The organism is Paraburkholderia sp., assembly GCF_026225065.1.
Taxonomy (GTDB): domain Bacteria; phylum Pseudomonadota; class Gammaproteobacteria; order Burkholderiales; family Burkholderiaceae; genus Paraburkholderia.
Map to the genome: position 1 here is coordinate 18,499 of NZ_JAMFSB010000046.1, position 20,653 is coordinate 39,151.

Below are 20,653 nucleotides of genomic sequence, written 5' to 3' on the forward strand. Positions count from 1 at the left end.
CAATGCTACGGCGTTTCACCACGGTGCTGACGGCCGCTATCCAGACGACTATTCAGCCCGTGCGCCCAGATCCAGACTCGCTCAAAGAATCAAAGAAAAAGCCCGGCTTAACCCAGCCGGGCCTTTCCTCATCAAACCGGCAAAACGGCAGATCACCTCGATCCACCGTCGCCCGTCTTGCCTTACTTGCCCAATCCCGTCGCCGCAATCTGCTGCTCGACGAACTGCGCGAACAGTGCGTGCGAGTGCGTGCTCGGGTGGACCGTATCAGCGAAGACATACGTCTGGTCAGCCCCCGCCACCGTGTAGGTCGCCGGCGAGCAGAACAGCGATGAGGCGAACTGCGAACCGTACTCGGCCGGAGTCAGACCGTTCAGGACAGCCGGATTCGCCGTGGCGTACTTGGTGGCGTTAGCCGCCATTGCCGTCAGGCTACACGCCGTGCCGGTATTGGTCGTGGTGAAGCCCAGCGACTGGGCGTTCGGCAGCAGGACGGTGTCGAGCCACGCGAACGCATCGGCAACGATGACCGTGTGCGAGGCAATCTGCGTCGCGAGCGCCTGCTCGACGATCCCGTTAAAGGCGGCGCTGACCCCGGTCAGCAACGCCGCAGACCCGGCCGCCTGCGCGTTCGCGGCGACGCCGAGGGGCGTCTGGCCGATGTCGGGCACGGTCATCAGCACTACGTGCGTGGCACCGTTGGCGACGATGGTCTGGATTTGCGTCGCGAGCGCGACGGCAGCCGCCGCGACCTGGGTGCTGTTCGTCTGCAGGTAGCTGGCGATGAACTCCACCTGACCCGCCTGCGTGTTCGGCAGTAGGCCGGCTGCGACCGCAGCCGGGTACTGCGTTTGCAACGCGGTACCGAGCGCCGTCAGATTGGCTGTGGTCGCGAACTGGAAGATGTCGTTCGCGCCGCCGTCTATCAGCACGAGCTGGTTCGAATTGAAGCTCGTATGGGCGCTTAGATATTGCGACACCTGGGTCGTCACCGGCACCGTCGTCGCCGCGAGGTTGTCCGGCGCCCAGCCTTCGCCTTCGGCGATGACGACGTCCGAGCCGCCCTGTGCATAACCATAGCCACCGGCTGCCGCCAGCGGCTGGCCGAAGCCGCCCAGGTAGGCCGCGGTCAGCGTGCCGCCGTAGTATTGGGCGATCAGTTGGGTCCACACCTGGCCCGGATTGGTCGTGAAGCGGCCGCCGCCAAAGTCTGCTGCGATGACCGGCGCGTACGTGCCCACGTCCGACAGGCTGTCGCCGAACGACACCACCTGCAATTTGACGCCGCCCGCCGGCGTGCTGCTGCTCGGGCTGCTGCTACTGCCGCCGCCGCAGGCTGCGAGCATGGCGAAGGCTGCGCTGGCGATCGCGACTTGCGACAGGCGCAACAGACCGCGATGTTTGGTTCCCTGTTGTTTCATGTTGATTTCATCTCCTCGTATGTGTGTGGCCTTTTTTGCCATGTGATGCAGGCGGCGCCCACCGCGTCGGCGGCGTGGCGACAGCTTACAGAATCTTTCCCGGTCTGCGTGGCGTTTGAAACGCCGCCGGGTTGTTTGCCGATGCATTGATGCGTTCGTCCAGATGGCGCTCGGTGGTCTGCGAGTCGCGCGACGCGTGATACGCGGCGGCCCACGCAGGCGGCGCGAACAGTGCGCTCAGCTTGTTGCGCCAACCCTGTACCTGCAGGAAATCGGCGCCCATCGACGCCCATTCGTGAAACGTCGCCTTCAGCGGGTTATAGGTGCGAAGCGGCTCGACGATGCCGTAGACCGGCGCATCGCGCGCATCTTCTTCGACATAGCTGCCGAACAGCCTGTCCCAGATCACGAGCACGCCGGCGTAATTGCGGTCGATATAGCGGTCGTTGCGCGCGTGGTGCACGCGATGAATCGACGGCGTGTTCAACACGTATTCGAGCCAGCCGAGCTTGCCGATAGCCTGGGTGTGCACGAAAAACTGGAAGCCGAGATTGATCAGCACGATGGCGACGATCTGCTTCGGCGGAAAGCCTAGTACTGCGAGCGGAATCCAGAACACCCACATGCCGGCGATGGGGTACATCAGGCTCTGGCGGAAGGCGGTGGAAAAATTCATCCGCTCCGACGAGTGATGCACGACGTGCGCGGCCCACAGCCAGCGCACCCGGTGGCTGCAGCGGTGAAACACGTAGTAGAGCAGGTCTTGCGCAACGAACAGGACGACGAACGATAGCCATCCCGCGTGCCATGTATAGACGCGAAAGTGGTCGAAGCAGTACGCATAGACGGGGATGATCGCGAGCCACGCGAGCTTGTCGGCGGCTTGCTGCAGCAATGCCAGCGCGGCGTTGCAGAGCGTGTCGCGCCAGCTGTAGAGCCGTGCTGCGGGGCGCGTGCGATGCAGGTGCCACGCCTCCCAGCCGATGCATGCAAGGAAGACGGGCGCCATGGCGAGCAGCAGCAATTCGGCATCGAATTGCATGGGCGTCTTCCTCCTGGGTCCCTGGCCGCTGCGAATGCCGCAGCAGGCGTTGTCGTTATCGTCTGATTCCGCAACGCCGCCCTGGGTGGCGCGCGGTCGGCGCGCGCCTCTCTCTGGATGTCACGCGCGCTTCAAACACTGCCCGCAAGCGTACACGCTCTGGGGCCTGCCGCGCATGGCTTCGCTAGAAGGAATCCTCAATGCTGGCTACCCTTGTGCGGGTTTTTCCTGGGCTTGCTGCGCGGCTCTTCTGCGACTTCCTGCATCGGTTGCGACGGCCCCTGGTAGACCCATTCGAGCAGCGCATCATGCGCGGCCCGCGCAGCTTCGGAATGCGGGTCGTTGATGATGCTGACGACGATATAACTGACGCCGTCGGCGGAGGCCACATAGCCCGCAATGGCGCGCACGTCGCGCAGCGTGCCGGTCTTGATGTGCGCGTTGCCGCCGACCGGTTGCGAGGTGAGGCGATTGCGCATCGTGCCGTCGACGCCGGCCACCGGCAGCGAATCGACGAACACCTGGGCGACCGGGCTCGCGTTGGCCGCCTGCAACAGATCCGCCAGCGAGAGCGCCGTGATGTGCTCGTCGCGCGACAGGCCCGAGCCGTTGTCGAGCGAGAGGTACTCCATGTCGAGGCCGTTTTTCTGCAGGAACGCTTCGATCGCGCGCGCGGATTTTTCCGGGGTCGCCGGCGGTTTGCTGGTGACTGCGCCGATCGTCAGGAACAGATTGCGCGCCATCGTGTTGTTGCTGAACTTGTTGATGTCGTGAACGATGTCGGACAGCATCGGCCCCTCATGAGTGGCGATCAGGCGTGCTTCGACCGGCACCGGGCCTTCGCGCGTCGCGCCGGTGAAGGTGCCGCCGTTCTGCTCCCATAGCGCGAGGAAACCGCCGGCGAAGAACGTCGAGTGGTCGAGCATTGCCACGTTCAGCGTGCGCGGGCCGCAGCGCTCGGGGTATTCGCCGGTAAATGATGCGATCACTGTGCCGTTGGGCTGCGGTGTGACCTCAGGCGTGGGCAGCTCGCCGCGGCACGGGCCGCCGGTTGCGTGCAGCTGGTTGTCGATCTGCAGTTGCGCGAGCGCGGGTATGACGTCGATGGCCACACTGCCGTCAGGCGACGGCGTCAGCGTGAACGACAGCGACTTGAAAGCGTATAGCAGCGGATCGGGGCCGACGTTGTAGGGGGCCGTAGCGTCGTCGTCGAACGGAGGCAGGTCGCGCGTCGAGGCATCGAAGAAGCGCTTGTCGAGCACCAGCGCACCGTCGATCCCATTGATGCCAGCCTTGCGGATTTTCTGCACGAGGTCGATCAGTTCTTCCGGCACGAGCTTCGGGTCGCCGGTGCCCTGGATGTACAGATTGCCATGCAGGATGCCGTTGGCGTCGAGCGTGCCGTCGGCATAGGCGCTGGTGCGCCAGCGGTAGTCGGGGCCCAGGATCGACAGCCCGGAGTACGTCGTGACGAGCTTCATCGTCGAGGCGGGCATCATCGGCTTGCCCGCGTTGAGCGCGATGATGGGGGTGCGATCGCCGACCTTTTCGACCACTACGCTAATGTTGGTCAACGGCACGTGGGCGCGTGCGAGGCCGGCCATGACGACGGGCGGCAGCACCGTGCTGACGCTGACGGTAGGGTGTTTGGCCTTGACGCGGGCTTGCGCCGGCGCGGCGCAGGCGAGCGCCGCACACGCCATCAGCAGGGCGGCGGCGCCCATCGGGACACGCCGCGCCGAATGCCGCTGCGCTGCGTGCCCTCGGGTGTCACCTGACGCGGTAACGGTACGCGGCTGGATCGAATCAGAAGGTGTGGACGCTGGGGCGGTGGCAAACGGGACCGACGAAGCTGCGCACGGCACGAGACGGCGGACGAGAAAAGACAGAAAGGCGTGCGTCATGAACGGGCGAAAAACCAAAGAGTCACGGCTGAAGCACGGCGCTCGGCGCGCTGTACTCATGTGGGGCATACAAGGGGTGTAACGGCCGCGCGCAGCAAAACTTCATCGTTATGCGCGAGTTCGCTTTCCCTTGTGCGAGTCGCCATGTGGCCCCTTGTTTCAGGGCCCGATGACGCGCTGCGCAAAAGCGCTCATTGTAGAGACATGCTGCGGTGGTGCGGTGAAATTGCGCCGTACCTGCAGCAATCCGTGGGGGCGAGGCGCACGAGCCCGGGTCGGGCGCTAGAATGCGACATCATGAGTGTTTCGGAATCGTAGAGTCATGCGCATATTGCTAGTCGAAGACGACCGGATGATTGCTGAGGGCGTGCGCAAAGCGTTACGTGGCGAAGGCTTTGCCGTCGACTGGGTGGAAGACGGCGAAGCGGCGCTCAGCGCGGCCGGCGGCGAACCTTACGATCTGGTGCTGCTCGACCTCGGTCTGCCCAAGCGCGACGGCCTCGACGTGCTGCGTGCGCTGCGCGCGCGTGGTCATACGCTGCCGGTGCTGATCGTGACGGCGCGCGACGCCGTGGCAGACCGCGTCAAAGGGCTCGACGCGGGTGCCGACGATTACCTGGTCAAACCTTTCGATCTCGACGAACTCGGCGCCCGCATGCGCGCGCTGATTCGCCGTCAGTCGGGCCGCAGCGATTCGACCATCCGTCACGGCACGCTCACACTCGATCCTGCCTCACATCAGGTCACGCTGGCCGGCGCGCCAGTTGCGCTGTCCGCGCGTGAATTTGCGCTGCTAGAAGCGCTGATTGCGCGGCCCGGCGCCGTGCTCTCGAAGAGCCAGCTCGAAGAAAAAATGTACGGCTGGGGCGAGGAAATCGGCAGTAATACCGTCGAGGTGTACATCCATGCGCTGCGCAAGAAGCTCGGCGCCGACCTGATCCGCAACGTGCGAGGCCTCGGCTACATGATCGCGAAGGACGCCTGAGCCGATGCGTTCCATTCGTCGTCAATTGCTGTTCTGGCTGCTTGCCATCGTGTTGCTCGGCGTCGGCATTGCCGGCTGGCTGATCTACCGTCAGGCGCTCGCCGAAGCCAACGAACTGTTCGATTACCAGTTGCAGGAGATCGCCGAGGCGCTGCCATCCGAGCCTTTCTCGCAGGTGCTCGGCTCGCGCGATACCGGCGACGAGGGCATCGTGCTGCAGATCTGGAATCGCAACGGCGCGTTGATGTACTACTCGCGGCCGCGTGCGCCGCTCGCGCCGCGCGCCGAGCTCGGCTTCTCGACTGAGCGCACCGATCGCGGCGACTGGCGCGTGTACGGCGCGATCGTCGGCGATAACGTCGTGCAACTGGCGCAACCGGTGTCGGTGCGCAACCGCCTCGCTGCGAATGTGGCGTTACGCACGCTATGGCCGTTGATCGTGCTGCTGCCGTTGCTGGGGCTGGCGGTGTGGATGGTGGTCGGGCGCGGCCTCAGGCCGCTGCGCCGGGTGACCGGTGCGCTCGATACACGCCATCCGGAAGCGCTCGATCCGCTGCCCGACAGCCGTCTGCCGCTCGAAGTACAGCCGCTGGTGCGCGCGCTCAATGGCCTGCTGCAGCGTCTCGCCACAGCGCTCGACACACAGAAGGCGTTCGTGGCCGACGCCGCGCATGAACTGCGCACTCCGCTCGCCGCAGTGCAGATCCAGACGCAACTCGTTGCGCGTGCAACCGACGACGCCACGCGCCGTGAAGCGCTCGCCGATCTCCAGGCAGGCGTCACGCGTGCGACGCGTCTCGCCGAACAGTTGCTGGCGTTGGCGCGTTCGGAACCGGACGGCCACATTCAGGCCCAGGCGATCGATCTGCACGCGTTGCTCGAAGACTGCGTGATGGCGTATGCGCCGCTCGCGCAGCAACGTGGTGTCGATCTCGGCATCGAGACAAGCGAGGCCGCCAGCGTGATTGGCAACGCGGACGCGTTGCGGGTGATGTTCAACAATCTGGTGGACAACGCAACCAAATACACCCCACGCGGCGGCCGGGTGGACGTGAGCCTGATCGTCGAAGCGGGGCATCCGGTTGTGCGCATCGGCGACAGCGGACCGGGCATTCCGCCTGCCGAGCGCGAGCGCGTGTTCGACCGCTTCTACCGTGCCGGGGCGAGCGCCGACCGCGCGCGCACGGATGTCTCCGGCAGTGGGCTCGGGCTGGCGATCGTGCGGCGCATCGCGCTTCAGCATGACGCGAGCGTGGCACTGGGCGAAACACCGGCCGGTGGCCTCGAAGTTAGCGTGCGGTTCTGACGAGGAAAGGGCGTCACGTGGGAGAAAGCAAGCAGTTTTGCCGAAGTTTCTCTGCTTAAGACTCTTTTAAGCGATAGCACGTACGCTTCATCCCATCCCCAAAGCCTTCCTCCCTGTCAGGAGCTCACGATGAATGCGAAAACCCTGTCCCGCAGTGCTGTTGCCGTGGCCGTTGTCGTCGCGCTGTCCGCCGGTTATGTGGCTGGCCACCGCGATCTGCCCGCGCCCCAGGTCATTGCGCCGGCGCAGGCCGCCGCAATGATGCCTGCCGAGGCCGCGGCAAAAACCGGCATCCCCGATTTCTCTGGCCTCGTCGAGACCTATGGTCCGGCTGTCGTCAACATCAGCGCGAAGCACGTCGTCAAGCAGACTGCGCTGCGCAGCGGCGGCGACAATGGCGAAAGCGGTGGCAACGCCCAGCAACTGCCGATCGATCCGAGCGATCCGTTCTATCAGTTCTACAAGCATTTCTTCGGCGGCATGCCTGGCGCGCAGGGCGGCGACGGTGGCGGCGATCAAGGCGACCAGCCGAGCGCGAGTCTCGGTTCAGGCTTTATCGTCAGCAGCGACGGCTACATCCTGACCAATGCGCACGTGGTCGACGGTGCGAACGTCGTGACCGTCAAGCTGACCGACAAGCGCGAGTTTCGCGCCAAGGTGGTGGGTGCCGACAAGCAGTCCGACGTGGCTGTGCTGAAGATCGACGCGAGCAATCTGCCGATCGTGAAGATCGGCGATCCTAACCAGAGCAAGGTTGGCCAGTGGGTCGTGGCAATCGGTTCGCCGTACGGTTTCGACAACACGGTGACCTCGGGCATCATCAGCGCCAAGTCGCGCTCGCTGCCGAACGAGACCTATACGCCGTTCATCCAGACCGACGTGCCGGTGAACCCGGGCAACTCAGGTGGCCCGCTGTTCAATCTGCAGGGTGAAGTGATCGGTATCAACTCGATGATTTACTCGCAAACGGGCGGCTTCCAGGGCCTGTCGTTCGCGATTCCGATCAACGAGGCGATCAAGGTCAAGGACGATCTCGTCAAGACGGGTCACGTGAGCCGTGGGCGCCTCGGTGTGGCCGTGCAAGGCTTGAACCAGACGCTGGCCAATTCGTTTGGCTTGACCAAGCCGAACGGCGCGCTCGTGAGTTCGGTGGATCCGGGCGGTCCGGCCGCCAAGGCTGGCTTGCAACCCGGCGACGTGATCACGGCGGTGAACGGTTCGCCGGTGGCGGACTCGACCGATCTGCCTTCACAGGTGGCGAGCCTCGCGCCCGGCAGTTCGGCGACCGTCACCGTGTGGCGCGACAAGGCGAGCAAGGACATCAAGGTGACGCTCGGCTCGATGTCGGATGCCAAGGTCGCGAAGAACGACAATGCGCCTGAGCAGGTCCAGGGGCGCCTCGGCGTCGCGGTGCGGCCGCTTACGCCGGACGAAAAGAGCAACGCTTCGGTGTCGCACGGCTTGCTGGTGCAGCAGTCGGGCGGCGCGGCCGAGAACGCCGGCATTCAACCAGGTGACGTGATTCTGGCGGTGACCGGCCGTCCGGTGACGAGTGTCGACCAGTTGAAGCAGATGATCACGCAGGCGGGCAACAGCATCGCCCTCCTGATCCAGCGTGACAACGCACAGATCTTTGTGCCGGTCGATCTCGGTTGACGTAAAACTTGCCGGTCCGTTTGCATAAACTGCTCACGGACCGGCGCCTTGTGCGAGCGGCGCGCCCGCCTTTTGCCGCGAAGGTCTTGTCGACGCGGCATTCGATGCGGCCGGTTGCGGTGGGTTCCACCGAAACAGGTGCTCTGTAAGCCCGGCGGGCACGGCAGTTGCAGATGTCTGTCGGGGGCAGACCCACCAGGACTCTAACAAGGAGCGATGCAATGAAATTTCAAGGCAATCAGCGACGTCTCGTGGCGGCGGCGCTAACCGCGGCGCTGACGCTAGGTCTCGCGGGTGGCGCCTGGGCGCAGCAGTCGAACGACACGACCGGCGGCACCACCAGCGACAGCGATAGTGCTGGCAACGTCAACGGCGGCGGCATGCCGCAGATCCAGCATCAGGGCGGCGTGGCCTACGTATCGGGCGGCGTCGGCAGCGACGAGTCGAAGGCGCTGCAGGGCGCGGAAAGCCGTTGGCCGCTGGCGCTGCGCTTTACCGGCCCGGGTTCCGACTTCCTCGCCGACGTGCACGTGCAGATCGTCGACGCGCACGGCGCGGATGTGCTGCAGGCCGATTCCCGCGGTCCTTATATGCTCGTGAGGTTGCGTCCGGGCCGTTATACGGTGCACGCGCGCTACAAGAGCGACGATCAGCAAAAGGCGATAACGGTGCCCGCCCAAGGCGGCACCAAGTCGGCTTTCTACTGGAATACGCAGTAACACGGGCCGAATTCGCCGGCCGCGCGAAGGTTGCGCAATTGGCCGAAGATTGGCCGATAATGAAGCCACGGGCGTCCCCCGTGGTTTTTTTCGTTCTGAAAGCCGCCGCGGGATGCTGAAGCCCGAGCCATCCTTGGGTGCTTTTGTGTGCGTTGCTGCCTGATCACTTTTTGACCGCTGCCTGAACCGCCGTTTTATCGCGTACGGAGTCCTGACATGAGCGATCCCACGCCGCCCGCAGGTAGTTCTCCAGGGACCACCCATTCCGGTCGGGTGGAAGGCGCCGCCCACGGTGCTTCTGCTTCCGGTGCGGCCAGCGGCGGTCATCGCATCGACATTAGCGTCAACAATCATCGTGTGCGGGTGATCCATCAGGGCGTCACGATGGCCGACACGCAGGGCGCGCTGACGCTCGCGGAGACCGGTCTGCCCGAGGTGTTTTATTTTCCGCGTGGTGATGTCAATATGGCGCGGCTCGAAAGCTCCAACCATACGTCGCGTTGCCCGTTCAAGGGCGAGGCGTCGTATTTCCATCTGCGCACCGAAGACGGCCTGGTTGAGAATGCCGCCTGGTGTTATGAAAGCCCGCTCGACGGGGTTCAGCAGATCAAGGGCTATCTGGCGTTTTATGCTTCGCGTGTCGACCGCATCGATCAGACATCCTGATCGTGTAGACGGCGCGTTTATCGGGGGAGGCGGTCATGGAGCTGAACAACGCGTTACGGATTGCGCTTGCACCGTCCGACGTCTGGGAGGCGCTGCAAGACCTCGCGTTGTTGCGCGCGAGTCTCGACAACTGCGAGTCTTTTAGCCGCCTTGCGGGCGGCGAGTATGCGTTGACGCTGACCGTGCCACTCGGGCCGTTGCGCGCCCGCTACGAAGTGCGCGCCCATGTTGCCAACAAGAATCCGGTGCAGCTCGACGAGCCGCATCGTGCGCTCAACTTCAAGGCGCGCGCCGAAGGCGTCGGATCGCTGCGCGGACAGATCGATGTAACGCTGCGCGCGGACGACACGGGATCGAACAAGGCACCGAGCACACGGATCGATTATTCGGTGTGGGCAACCTTGACGGGGCCCCTCGCGGAATTGCCGACGCGCCAGATCGAGAATGCGCTGCACGAACTGGCCGACGATTTCTTCACGGAGTTCTGCGCGGTCGTGCAGGCCAAGCACGGGCAGGGGCCGAACCGCGCGCGCGGCACGCATAGCCGGCGGCAACATGTGTTCCTGCGGCCGATCAACCTCGGCACCATGGCGCGCCGCGTGCGATCGCACGATCATGGCGGCTCGCTCTCCGGGCGCGCCACCAGCACGCTGTTCGGCGCTCGCTCGCACAGCGTGTCGCATCGCGAGCCGACGCCGCATGCCATGCCGAACTGGGCGTGGGCGGCGATGATCTTCGTGGTCGCGTTGCTGCTTTATGCGGCGCATTGGTTCAGCACCCAGACCTGAGCGGACCTCAGGCCTTCTTCGGCTCGCTATTTCCGCCGGTGCGTAGCGCGGGACTGAGCCGCAGGGCGTCGAACATGGCTTCCACCATCTGCTGCGCGTGCTCGGCGAAATCGGTGGAGTCGGGCAGAAACAGCATGTCGCGCAGCGAACCGCCAACGAACGCATGCAGCATCGTGGCTGCCAGTTTCGTATCGAGATCGGGCGGCATCTGGCCTTTGGAGATCGCGTTGCGCAGGCCAATCTCGATCTTGCCGAGCCCTTCGCGCATGTTGGTCTGATACCGGACCATCACCGGGCCCATATCTTCCACGAACTCACACTTCAGAAACAGGATGTCGAATACGCGTCGCCGCCGCGGATCGGCCGCGGTGTCGCGCAGGCACAGTGTGCAGATTTCGATTAGCCGTCCGAGCGGATCGGCCTCTTCCGGGTTGATTGACGCGGCCTTCAGTTCGTCGAGCGGCAACAGCACGCGGTCGAACATCTCGGTGAAGAGGTCGCCTTTGTTGGCGAAGTGCCAGTAGATCGCCCCGCGCGTGACGCCTGCGGCCTGGGCGATGTCAGCCAGCGACGTGCGCGACACGCCTTTCTCGAAAAAGACCTGCTCGGCGGCATCGAGAATGCCGGCGCGCGTCTCCAACGCCTCTTCCTTGGTCCTTCTGACCATTTCGTCTGACCTGCGTATCGGTGGGATTACCCGGACACTTTTAAACGTGGCCGTCACAATCCGCCCGCGCGTTTCGTCTTTAGCGAGCAGGTATTGCCTTGGCGTGCCTGAAAGGATAGCGAAAGACACTTTTACATGCATTCGCGAATGTATATATAATAGCACCCCATCGATCGGATAGCCCAAGCCGTGACGACCGGTTAATATCCGTCACTGTTGCCTTTCAGAAAGCTTATGCGCCGTCCCAAAAGGGTTGACGGCGCGCGGCATTTCCCGGTTTGGCGCATATGGCCTGGGGTGCACAGCGAGTACGCACCACTGGGCTTCCGGTTACGCGTCGTAAGACGCATGCGTGCGTTGTCGTCCCCGGGGTAGGGATGCGCGCACTTTTCATTCTCTCAGCCTTGACAGAGGTCGCTCCATGCGCGTCGAACGGGTTCCATTTCGCTTAATCAGTGCCGCGACGGCTGCCGTATTGCTGGCAGCGTGCGGACCAAAACAATCGGCCCCGCCACAACAAACACCTGAAGTCGGCATTGTCACCGTCCAGCCGTCGGCCGTGCCGGTCGTCACCGAACTGCCGGGCCGCACCAACGCTTTCCTCGTGGCGCAAGTGCGTGCGCGGGTGGACGGCATCGTGCTGCGCCGCGAGTTCACCGAAGGCAGCGAAGTGAAGGCCGGGCAGCGTCTCTACAAGATCGATCCGGCGCCGTACATCGCGCAGTTGAACAGCGCCAAGGCAACGCTCGCCAAGGCTCAGGCGAACCTCGTGTCGGTTACGGCGCAGGCCAGCCGCTACAAGGTGCTGGTCGCGGCCAACGCGGTCAGCAAGCAGGACTACGACAACGCGGTGGCTTCGGAAGGCCAGGCTGCGGCGGACGTCGCTTCGGGCAAGGCCGCCGTCGATACCGCGCAGATCAATGTCGGCTACACGGACGTCGTCTCGCCGGTGAGCGGCCAGGTCGGCATTTCGCAGGTGACGCCGGGTGCGTATGTGCAGGCGAGCGCTGCGACGTTGATGTCGACGGTCCAGGAGTTGGACCCGATGTACGTCGACCTGACGCAATCGAGCCTCGACGGCCTCAAGCTGCGCCGCGATGTCCAGGAAGGGCGTCTGAAGACGAGCGGCCCGGATGCGGCGACGGTCACGCTGATTCTCGAAGACGGCCGTACCTACTCCGAGAAGGGCAAGCTGCAGTTCAGCGACGTCACGGTCGATCAGAGCACCGGTTCGGTCACCGTGCGCGCGCTGTTCCAGAACAAGGACCGTGTGCTGCTGCCGGGCATGTTCGTGCGTGCGCGCATCGAGGAAGGCGTGAACGATCAGGCGATCCTCGTGCCGCAAATCGGCGTGACGCATGACCAGAAGGGCTCGCCGACCGCGTTGGTGGTCGGCTCGGATAACAAGGTTGCATTGCGTCAGCTCGTCACCTCGCGCACGTATGGCTCGAACTGGGTGGTCGACAGCGGCCTGAACCCGGGCGACCACGTGATCGTGCAGGGCACCGACAAGGTTCGCCCTGGCATGGACGTCAAGACGGTCGCGGCGCAACTGCCTGCTTCCTCCGACGCAGCCGCTGCAGCTGCACCGGCCGCCAGCGGTGCCCAGACGGCTCAGGCTGCTTCTGCTGCATCGGGCGCGCAATAACAGGGAGCCTGTTTCATGGCAAAGTTCTTTATCGATCGCCCGATTTTTGCGTGGGTGATCGCCATCATTCTGATGCTCGCGGGCCTCGCGTCGATCTTTACGCTACCGATCGCGCAATACCCGACCATCGCGCCGCCGGCCGTGCAGATCAGCGCAACGTACCCGGGTGCATCGGCAAAGACGGTGGAAAACACCGTCACGCAGGTGATCGAGCAGCAGATGAGTGGTCTCGACCACTTGCTGTATATCTCGTCCACTTCGGACGACTCGGGTACGGCCACCATCACGCTGACGTTCGCAGCCGGCACCAATCCTGACATCGCGCAGGTGCAGGTGCAGAACAAGCTGCAGCTCGCTACGCCGCTACTTCCGCAGGCCGTGCAGCAGCTCGGTACGAAGGTCACCAAGTCGAGCAGCAGCTTCCTGCTCGTGATGGCCTTCAACTCCGAAGACGGCAGCATGAACAAGTACGACCTGGCGAACTACGTCGCGTCGAACATCGAAGACCCGGTTAGCCGGATCGACGGTGTGGGTACGGTCACGCTGTTCGGCTCGCAGTACGCCATGCGGATCTGGCTCGATGCGAACAAGCTCACCAACTTCGGTCTTACGCCCGTTGATGTGCAGACTGCGCTGACCGCGCAGAACGTGCAGGTCGCCGGCGGCTCGCTCGGCGGCACGCCAGCGGTGCCGGGGCAGGCGCTGCAGGCCACCATCAGCGAAGCAACGCTGCTGCAGACGCCGGAGCAGTTCGGCAACATTCTGCTGAAGGTGAATCAGGACGGCTCGCGTGTGCTGCTGAAGGACGTGGCGCGCATCGATCTGGGCGGCGAAAACTATAACTTCGACACCAAGTACAACGGTGTGCCGACGGCCGGCTTCGGGATTCAGCTGGCTACGGGTGCCAACGCGCTGGCTACGGCCAAGGCGGTGCGCGCGAAGGTCGACCAGTTGTCGAAGTACTTCCCGCACGGTCTTGTCGTGAAGTATCCGTATGACACGACGCCGTTCGTGCGCCTGTCGATCGAGGAAGTGGTCAAGACGCTGCTCGAAGGGATCGTGCTGGTGTTCCTGGTCATGTACCTGTTCCTGCAAAACCTGCGCGCGACGTTGATTCCGACAATCGCGGTGCCGGTGGTGCTGCTCGGTACGTTCGCGATCATGAACGCGGTGGGTTTCTCGATCAACGTGCTGTCCATGTTCGGGCTGGTGCTCGCCATTGGCCTGCTGGTGGACGATGCGATCGTGGTGGTGGAGAACGTCGAGCGGGTGATGGCCGAAGAGGGTCTGTCGCCACGCGACGCGACCCGCAAGGCCATGGACCAGATTACCGGTGCGCTGGTCGGCGTGGCGCTCGTGCTGTCGGCTGTGTTCGTGCCGGTGGCGTTCTCGGGCGGCTCGGTGGGCGCGATTTACCGGCAGTTCTCGCTGACCATCGTGTCGGCAATGGTGCTGTCCGTGCTGGTTGCATTGGTGTTGACGCCGGCGCTCTGCGCGACGATTCTCAAACCGATTCCGCAAGGCCATCACGAAGAGAAGAAGGGCTTCTTCGGCTGGTTCAACCGGGCCTTCGAGAAGAGCCGCGACAAGTACCACAGCGGCGTGCACCACGTGATCAAGCGCTCGGGCCGCTGGCTCATCATCTACCTGGTGGTGATCGTGGCGGTGGGCATGCTGTTCGTGCGGCTGCCGAAGTCGTTCCTGCCGGATGAAGACCAGGGCACGATGTTCGTGCTGGTGCAGACGCCGTCGGGCTCGACCCAGGAAACCACGGCGCGTGCGCTGAAGGACATTTCCGACTACCTGCTCGACAAAGAGAAGGGCATCGTGGAATCTGTCTTCACGGTGAACGGGTTCAGCTTTGCCGGCCGCGGCCAGAACGCGGGTCTCGTGTTCGTGCGGATGAAGGACTACTCGCAGCGCCAACATGCCGACGAGAAGGTTCAGGCACTGGTGGGCCGCCTGTTCATGCACTTCGCGGGCTATAAGAATGCGCTGGTGTATCCGGTCAACCCGCCATCGATTCCTGAACTGGGTACGGCATCAGGCTTCGACTTTGAACTGGAAGACCGTGCAGGGCTCGGCCACGAGAAGCTGATGGAAGCGCGCAACATGCTGCTCGGGATGGCCGCGAAGGATCCGGTGTTGGCGCAGGTGCGTCCGAACGGTCTGAACGACACGCCGCAGTTCAACGTGACGATCGACCATGAGAAGGCTGCCGCGCTAGGCGTGTCGCTCGCCACGATCGACCAGACGTTCTCGATCGCCTGGGCATCGGCCTATGTGAACAACTTCCTCGATACCGACAGCCGGATCAAGAAGGTGTATCTGCAGGCTGACGCGCCGTTCCGGATGAACCCGGAAGATCTGAACGACTGGTACGTGCGCAACGGCGCCGGCACGATGGTCCCGTTCTCGGCGTTCACGACGGGCACGTGGGCCTACGGTTCGCCGAAGCTCGAGCGCTACAACGGTATTTCCGCGGTGGAAATCCAGGGTGCGGCTGCGCCGGGCAAGAGTACGGGTCAGGCGAACGCGGCAATCGAGGCGATTGCCGCCAAGCTCCCGGCGGGTATCGGTTACGAATGGACGGGGCTGTCGTTCCAGGAAATCCAGTCTGGCTCGCAAGCGCCTATCCTCTACGGCATCTCGATCCTCGTGGTGTTCCTGTGTCTCGCGGCGCTGTATGAAAGCTGGTCGATCCCGTTCTCGGTGATCATGGTGGTGCCACTCGGCGTGCTGGGCGCACTTCTGGCCGCTACGCTGCGTGGCCTCGAGAACGACGTGTTCTTCCAGGTGGGTCTGTTGACCACGGTGGGGCTGTCGGCGAAGAACGCGATTCTGATCGTGGAGTTCGCTCGCGAACTGCAGCAGGGCGAAGGCATGGGCCCGGTCGAGGCCGCGCTGGAAGCTGCGCGTCTGCGGTTGCGGCCAATCCTGATGACCTCGCTCGCGTTCATTCTCGGCGTGATGCCGCTGGCTATCAGTAACGGCGCCGGCTCTGCGAGCCAGCACGCAATCGGTACCGGCGTGATCGGCGGGATGCTGACGGCGACCTTCCTGGCGATTTTCATGATCCCGATGTTCTTCGTCGTGGTTCGTGCGAAGTTCGGCGGCGAGAAGGAAGATCCGGATGCGGCGCTCGAACACTATAACCAGCACCATCCTCATGATCCGCAGGACCAGGGTCATGATGGAAGCGGCTCGGGCAAGGAAGGACATTGAGATGCAAAAACACTCTTTGATAGCAGTGGCGGTCGCGTTCCTCGCTGCAGCTTGCACGATGGAGCCGAAGTACGACCGGCCGGCCGAACCGGTGTCGGGGACGTTTCCGGCGGACGGCGTCTACGCGACGCAGCCGGGTCCGGCGAACGGCGGCGCGCGCAGCGCGAACGCCCAGGCCGCGACCGACATCGGCTGGCGCAACTTCTTCGTCGATCCGCGTCTGCAGCGGCTGATCGAGATTGCGCTCAAGAACAACCGCGATCTGCGCGTGTCGGTGCTGAATATCCAGCAATCGCAGGCGCAGTATCGGGTGGTGCGCGCGGGGCTCCTGCCTTCCGTCAGCGCTGCAGGTTCGGAGACCCGCACGCGTACGCCGGCGGATCTCGCGCTGCCGGGCGAGGAGCTCAGCACCGAATATTCCGTCGGGCTGAATGCCTCGTGGGAACTCGACTTCTTCGGCCGGATTCGCAGCCTGAAGGATCAGGCGTTGGATCAATACCTCGCCACGGCGCAGGCGCGCAAGGCGGCGGAGATCTCGCTGGTGTCGCAGGTGGCGGATCAGTATCTGACAGTGCTGTCGTTTGACGATCTGTTGAAGGTCACCGAGGGCACGCTGAAGACCGCGCAGGAATCGTATCGGATCAACAAGCTGCAGTTCGATAACGGCACGGGTTCCGAGCTTGATTTGCGGCAGGCGCAAACGGTGGTCGAGCAGGCCAACGCGAATTACCAGGCCGAGGCGCGCTTGCGTGCCCAGGCGGTCAATGCACTGGTATTGCTGGTTGGCGAGCCGCTGCCTGACGATCTGCCGCCTGGCCTGACGCTCGACAACCAGAATCTCCTCACGGATGTTCCGGCTGGGTTGCCGTCGGATCTGCTGACGCGACGTCCGGACATCATGGAGGCCGAGGAGAACCTGCTGGCCGCCAACGCGAACATCGGTGCGGCGCGCGCAGCATTCTTCCCGAAAATCTCGCTGACTGGCAACTTCGGCACGCTGAGTCCGACATTGGGTACGCTCTTCAAGCCGGGTTCGGCGGCATGGGGTTTCACCCCGACGATCACCTTGCCGATCTTCGCTGGCGGTGAGAACAAGGCCAACCTCGATCTCGCTCACGTGCAGAAGAACATCCAGGTCGCGACGTACGAAAAGGCGATCCAGACGGCCTTCCGCGAAGTGGCGGACGGACTCGCGGCGCGTGGCACGTATGACGAGCAGATTGCGGCGCTCGAACGCGATACCTTCGCGGAACAGCGGCGCCTGGATCTGTCGGATCTGCGTTATCGCAATGGTGTGGACAGCTATCTGTCGGTGCTGACTGCGCAGACCGATCTGTATTCGGCGCAGCAGGCGTTGATTTCGGCACGTGTGGCGCGGCTGACGAACCTGGTCGATCTGTATCAGTCGCTGGGTGGCGGGTGGATCGAACACAGCGGCGATCAACCGCGTCCGGCCGATGCACCGGTGGACTACAGCGCGGCGGCCAGCGCGACGGCGGCGGCTTCTGCGCCTACGGTGAATTGAGCGCGGGGCAGTAGGCGGCGGGGCCTTCCATGGACCTGCCGCTTGCTCGCGCAGCAAACAGAAACGCCACGGCATGCCGTGGCGTTTCTGTCTGGACGTTGCCCATGTCTACCTGACGACCTGTGCTGCACGCGGTGTTCGCTCGGGCTCGCCGGCATCGCACAAGTGTCACCTCGCACCCGCCAGCATTACCCCTCACTCGAATTCAGTGCAAATCCGCAGCCCGTAGCATCTCATCACCCGCAGCCGCTTCTTCATTGCCACCACGCCCATCGAAATCATGTCCAGCGCGGCGGATTTCGTGCTTCGCAGCACGTTCCCCTTTGACGCCGTTAAACACCAGATTCAGCACGACGGCAGACACCGAGGCCAGCAGAATCCCGCTATGCAACAGCGGCGAAAGCGCCGGCGGCAGCCTGGAGAAAAACTGCGGCGACACCACCGGCACCAGACCGAGACCGATACTCACCGCAACGATGAACAGGTTGTGATGGTTCTTCACGAAGTCGACCTTCGAGAGCACCTTGATGCCGTTCGCAGCCACCATCCCGAACATCACGATGCCTGCGCCGCCGAGCACGAACGCCGGTACCGACGCTACCACCTGAGCCATCTTCGGAAACAGGCCAAGCAGCACGAGAATCACGCCGCCCATTGCGCAGACGAAGCGGCTCTTCACCCCCGTCACGCCGATCAGCCCGACGTTTTGCGAGAACGAGGTATGCGGGAACGAGTTGAAGATGCCGCCGATCAGCGTGCCCAGACCGTCCACACGCAGGCCGCGCACGAGCGTCTGCCGATCCACCGGCCGGTCCACCATATCGCCGACGGCGAGGAACATGCCGGTCGATTCGATGAAGGTGACGAACATCACGGTGACCATCGTCGCGATGGCGAGCGGATCGAAGTGCGGCAGGCCGAAGTGGAACGGCATCACGATGCCAACCCACGGTGCGGCCGTCACGCCTTCCATGTTGACGCGGCCGAGCAGCGCGGCGATCACAAAGCCGGCAACGATGCCGAGCAACACGGAGATGTTGGCCATGAAGCCTTTGCCGAACTTGTTGATCAGCAGGATCAGTGTGAGCACGACGAGCGACAGGCCCAGGTACACCGGGTTGCCGTAGTCAGGATTGCCGACACCGCCGGCCGCCCAGTTGATGCCGACCTCCATCAGCGACAATCCGATCACGGAAATCACCACGCCGATCACTACCGGCGGGAAAAATCGCAACAGCTTGCCGACGGCAGGCGCCAGTAGTATGCCCACCACGCCGGCCGCGATCGTCGAGCCGAAGATGTCGAGAATGCCGAGACTCGGGTTGGTGCCGATCGCCACCATCGGGCCGACGGCAGCGAACGTGCAGCCCATGATGACAGGCAGGCGGATGCCGAAGATCCATAGACCGAGCGTCTGGATCAGCGTGGCGATGCCGCAGGAGAAGAGGTCCGCGCTGATCAGAAACGCAATCTGATCTTTCGGCAGTTTGAGTGCGCTGCCGACGATGAGGGGTACCGCCACTGCGCCGGCATACATGACGAGGACGTGCTGAATGCCGAGCGTGAGCAACTGGCCTGCGGGCAGTCGTTCGTCGCACGGGTGAACCGTGTTCGATTGCATTTTGTCTCTCTCCACCATCTCGTTTTGGGATGACTCCAAGGTATGCGGAGAGAAAAAGCACAACAAGACCACTGGGGCCTATTCCGGGCTTCGCGCTGATCATATGGGTGGGGGCGATTTGAAAGCCGATCGAAATGCCTGAGCCGGGCAAACAGGCTGTGAGCCCCGCGCTGCGGTGCGAAGTTGCGGGCGCGCCGGCGGGCCCATCCAAATCGATATGTGTGAAAATCCATGAGGTGTATTCGAATCGACGCATAGTGCCGTTTTGGCGCGGCTTCCAGGGTGGCGGGGTTAACCCGCGGGTGGAATCGAGCGTCGCCTATGCGTATGAGCAATGACGCGGCGGGTGCTGGAATACGCGCGCCGCAGTTTTCGGCGATCATAGGCGCCGGTCGCGTTGAAGGTTCGAGCCGCGCATCACGAGATTGATTCAAGGGACTACAGGAGCATTCACCATGAAGACGAAAGCAGCCATCGCATGGAAGGCCGGCGCACCGCTGACAATCGAGGAAGTCGATCTGGAAGGGCCGCGTGCCGGCGAAGTGCTGATCGAAGTGAAGGCCACCGGCATCTGCCACACCGATTACTACACGCTCTCGGGCGCCGACCCTGAAGGCATCTTCCCGGCGATCCTCGGTCATGAAGGCGCTGGCGTGATCGTCGATGTGGGACCTGGCGTCGGCACGCTGAAGAAGGGCGATCACGTGATTCCGCTCTACACGCCGGAATGCCGTCAGTGCAAGTTCTGTCTGTCGCGCAAGACCAACCTGTGTCAGGCGATTCGTTCGACGCAAGGCAAAGGGCTCATGCCGGATGCCACTTCGCGTTTTTCTCTGGACGGCAAGCCGCTGTTCCACTACATGGGGACGTCGACGTTCTCGAACTACATCGTCGTGCCGGAGATCGCGGTGGCGAAGGTGCGTGAAGACGCGCCGTTCGACAAGATCTGCTATATCGGCTGCGGCGTGACGACAGGCGTCGGCGCGGTGGTGTATTCGGCCAAGGTTGAGGCGGGTGCGAACGTAGTGGTGTTCGGTCTCGGCGGGATTGGGCTGAACGTGATCCAGGGCGCGAAGATGGTGGGCGCGGACAAGATCATTGGCGTCGATCTGAACCCGGGACGCGTCGAGCTCGCGAAGAAGTTCGGCATGACGCACTTCATTAATCCGACTGAAGTCGAGAACGTCGTCGACCATATCGTGCAATTGACCGATGGCGGCGCCGACTACTCGTTCGAATGCATCGGCAACACGAAGGTGATGCGTCAGGCACTGGAGTGCACGCACAAGGGCTGGGGACAGTCGTTCATCATCGGCGTGGCTGCAGCGGGCGAAGAAATCAGCACGCGTCCGTTCCAGCTCGTGACGGGCCGTCAATGGAAGGGCTCCGCGTTCGGCGGCGCACGTGGCCGCACCGATGTGCCGAAGATCGTCGACTGGTATATGGAAGGCAAGATCAACATCGACGATCTGATCACGCA

Annotated in this window: 15 protein-coding genes; 10 read left to right on the forward strand and 5 right to left on the reverse strand. The window is 63.5% G+C overall.

What is annotated here, in order from left to right; translation table 11 throughout:
* Window positions 1-182 precede the first annotated feature (182 nt).
* The 3 genes from M0954_RS03725 to dacB all read right to left on the reverse strand — a co-directional run bounded on the left by M0954_RS03725 (window position 183) and on the right by dacB (window position 4,187).
* Window positions 183-1,421 carry an SGNH/GDSL hydrolase family protein gene (locus M0954_RS03725; RefSeq protein ID WP_297351707.1) on the reverse strand — a complete coding sequence of 413 codons (1,239 nt, stop codon included), beginning with the start codon at window positions 1,419-1,421 and terminating at the stop codon, window positions 183-185.
* Window positions 1,422-1,506: 85 nt separating this feature from the next.
* Window positions 1,507-2,463 carry a sterol desaturase family protein gene (locus M0954_RS03730; protein WP_122153473.1) on the reverse strand — a complete coding sequence of 319 codons (957 nt, stop codon included), beginning with the start codon at window positions 2,461-2,463 and terminating at the stop codon, window positions 1,507-1,509.
* 197 nt (window positions 2,464-2,660) lie between these two features.
* Window positions 2,661-4,187, reverse strand: coding sequence for a D-alanyl-D-alanine carboxypeptidase/D-alanyl-D-alanine-endopeptidase (gene dacB / locus M0954_RS03735; protein WP_297351709.1), 1,527 nt, complete (start codon window positions 4,185-4,187; stop codon window positions 2,661-2,663).
* 502 nt (window positions 4,188-4,689) lie between these two features.
* Here dacB and M0954_RS03740 point away from each other — a divergent pair.
* The 6 genes from M0954_RS03740 (at window position 4,690) to M0954_RS03765 (ending at window position 10,487) form a co-directional block, all read left to right on the forward strand.
* A complete protein-coding gene (locus tag M0954_RS03740) occupies window positions 4,690-5,352 on the forward strand; it encodes a response regulator (RefSeq protein ID WP_074300681.1) in 663 nt (220 codons plus the stop codon).
* A 4-nt stretch (window positions 5,353-5,356) separates the two neighbouring features.
* Window positions 5,357-6,658 carry an ATP-binding protein gene (locus tag M0954_RS03745; RefSeq protein WP_297351711.1) on the forward strand — a complete coding sequence of 434 codons (1,302 nt, stop codon included), beginning with the start codon at window positions 5,357-5,359 and terminating at the stop codon, window positions 6,656-6,658.
* 129 nt (window positions 6,659-6,787) lie between these two features.
* A complete protein-coding gene (locus M0954_RS03750; RefSeq protein WP_297351713.1) occupies window positions 6,788-8,314 on the forward strand; it encodes a DegQ family serine endoprotease in 1,527 nt (508 codons plus the stop codon).
* A gap of 221 nt (window positions 8,315-8,535) precedes the next feature.
* Window positions 8,536-9,033 (forward strand): carboxypeptidase regulatory-like domain-containing protein, encoded by a 498-nt coding sequence (locus tag M0954_RS03755; RefSeq protein WP_122153478.1) that lies wholly within the window; start codon window positions 8,536-8,538, stop codon window positions 9,031-9,033.
* Window positions 9,034-9,249: 216 nt separating this feature from the next.
* Window positions 9,250-9,699 (forward strand): DUF427 domain-containing protein, encoded by a 450-nt coding sequence (locus M0954_RS03760; RefSeq protein ID WP_133892870.1) that lies wholly within the window; start codon window positions 9,250-9,252, stop codon window positions 9,697-9,699.
* A gap of 35 nt (window positions 9,700-9,734) precedes the next feature.
* The gene (locus M0954_RS03765; RefSeq protein WP_122153480.1) at window positions 9,735-10,487 is read left to right on the forward strand and encodes an SRPBCC domain-containing protein; all 753 of its coding nucleotides are present in this window, start codon (window positions 9,735-9,737) and stop codon (window positions 10,485-10,487) included.
* A 7-nt stretch (window positions 10,488-10,494) separates the two neighbouring features.
* Here M0954_RS03765 and M0954_RS03770 read toward each other — a convergent pair whose 3' ends face one another.
* Window positions 10,495-11,154 (reverse strand): TetR family transcriptional regulator, encoded by a 660-nt coding sequence (locus M0954_RS03770; protein WP_123385516.1) that lies wholly within the window; start codon window positions 11,152-11,154, stop codon window positions 10,495-10,497.
* Window positions 11,155-11,575: 421 nt separating this feature from the next.
* Between M0954_RS03770 and M0954_RS03775 the strand changes: the two genes are divergently transcribed.
* Genes M0954_RS03775 through M0954_RS03785 form a run of 3 tightly spaced genes read left to right on the forward strand, consistent with a single transcriptional unit; the run spans window position 11,576 to window position 17,552 of the window.
* A complete protein-coding gene (locus M0954_RS03775; RefSeq protein ID WP_133892872.1) occupies window positions 11,576-12,802 on the forward strand; it encodes an efflux RND transporter periplasmic adaptor subunit in 1,227 nt (408 codons plus the stop codon).
* A gap of 15 nt (window positions 12,803-12,817) precedes the next feature.
* Window positions 12,818-16,027: an efflux RND transporter permease subunit gene (locus tag M0954_RS03780; protein WP_122153483.1), complete on the forward strand. Its 3,210-nt coding sequence runs from the start codon at window positions 12,818-12,820 to the stop codon at window positions 16,025-16,027.
* Window position 16,028: 1 nt separating this feature from the next.
* Window positions 16,029-17,552: an efflux transporter outer membrane subunit gene (locus M0954_RS03785; RefSeq protein ID WP_122153484.1), complete on the forward strand. Its 1,524-nt coding sequence runs from the start codon at window positions 16,029-16,031 to the stop codon at window positions 17,550-17,552.
* A gap of 205 nt (window positions 17,553-17,757) precedes the next feature.
* On the opposite strand, the gene M0954_RS03790 is transcribed toward M0954_RS03785, so the two are convergent.
* Window positions 17,758-19,173, reverse strand: coding sequence for a nucleobase:cation symporter-2 family protein (locus M0954_RS03790; protein ID WP_183143121.1), 1,416 nt, complete (start codon window positions 19,171-19,173; stop codon window positions 17,758-17,760).
* 455 nt (window positions 19,174-19,628) lie between these two features.
* On the opposite strand from M0954_RS03790, the gene M0954_RS03795 reads away from it, so the two are divergent.
* A partial coding sequence (locus M0954_RS03795) for an S-(hydroxymethyl)glutathione dehydrogenase/class III alcohol dehydrogenase (protein WP_297351715.1) occupies window positions 19,629-20,653 on the forward strand: 1,025 nt, incomplete at its 3' end.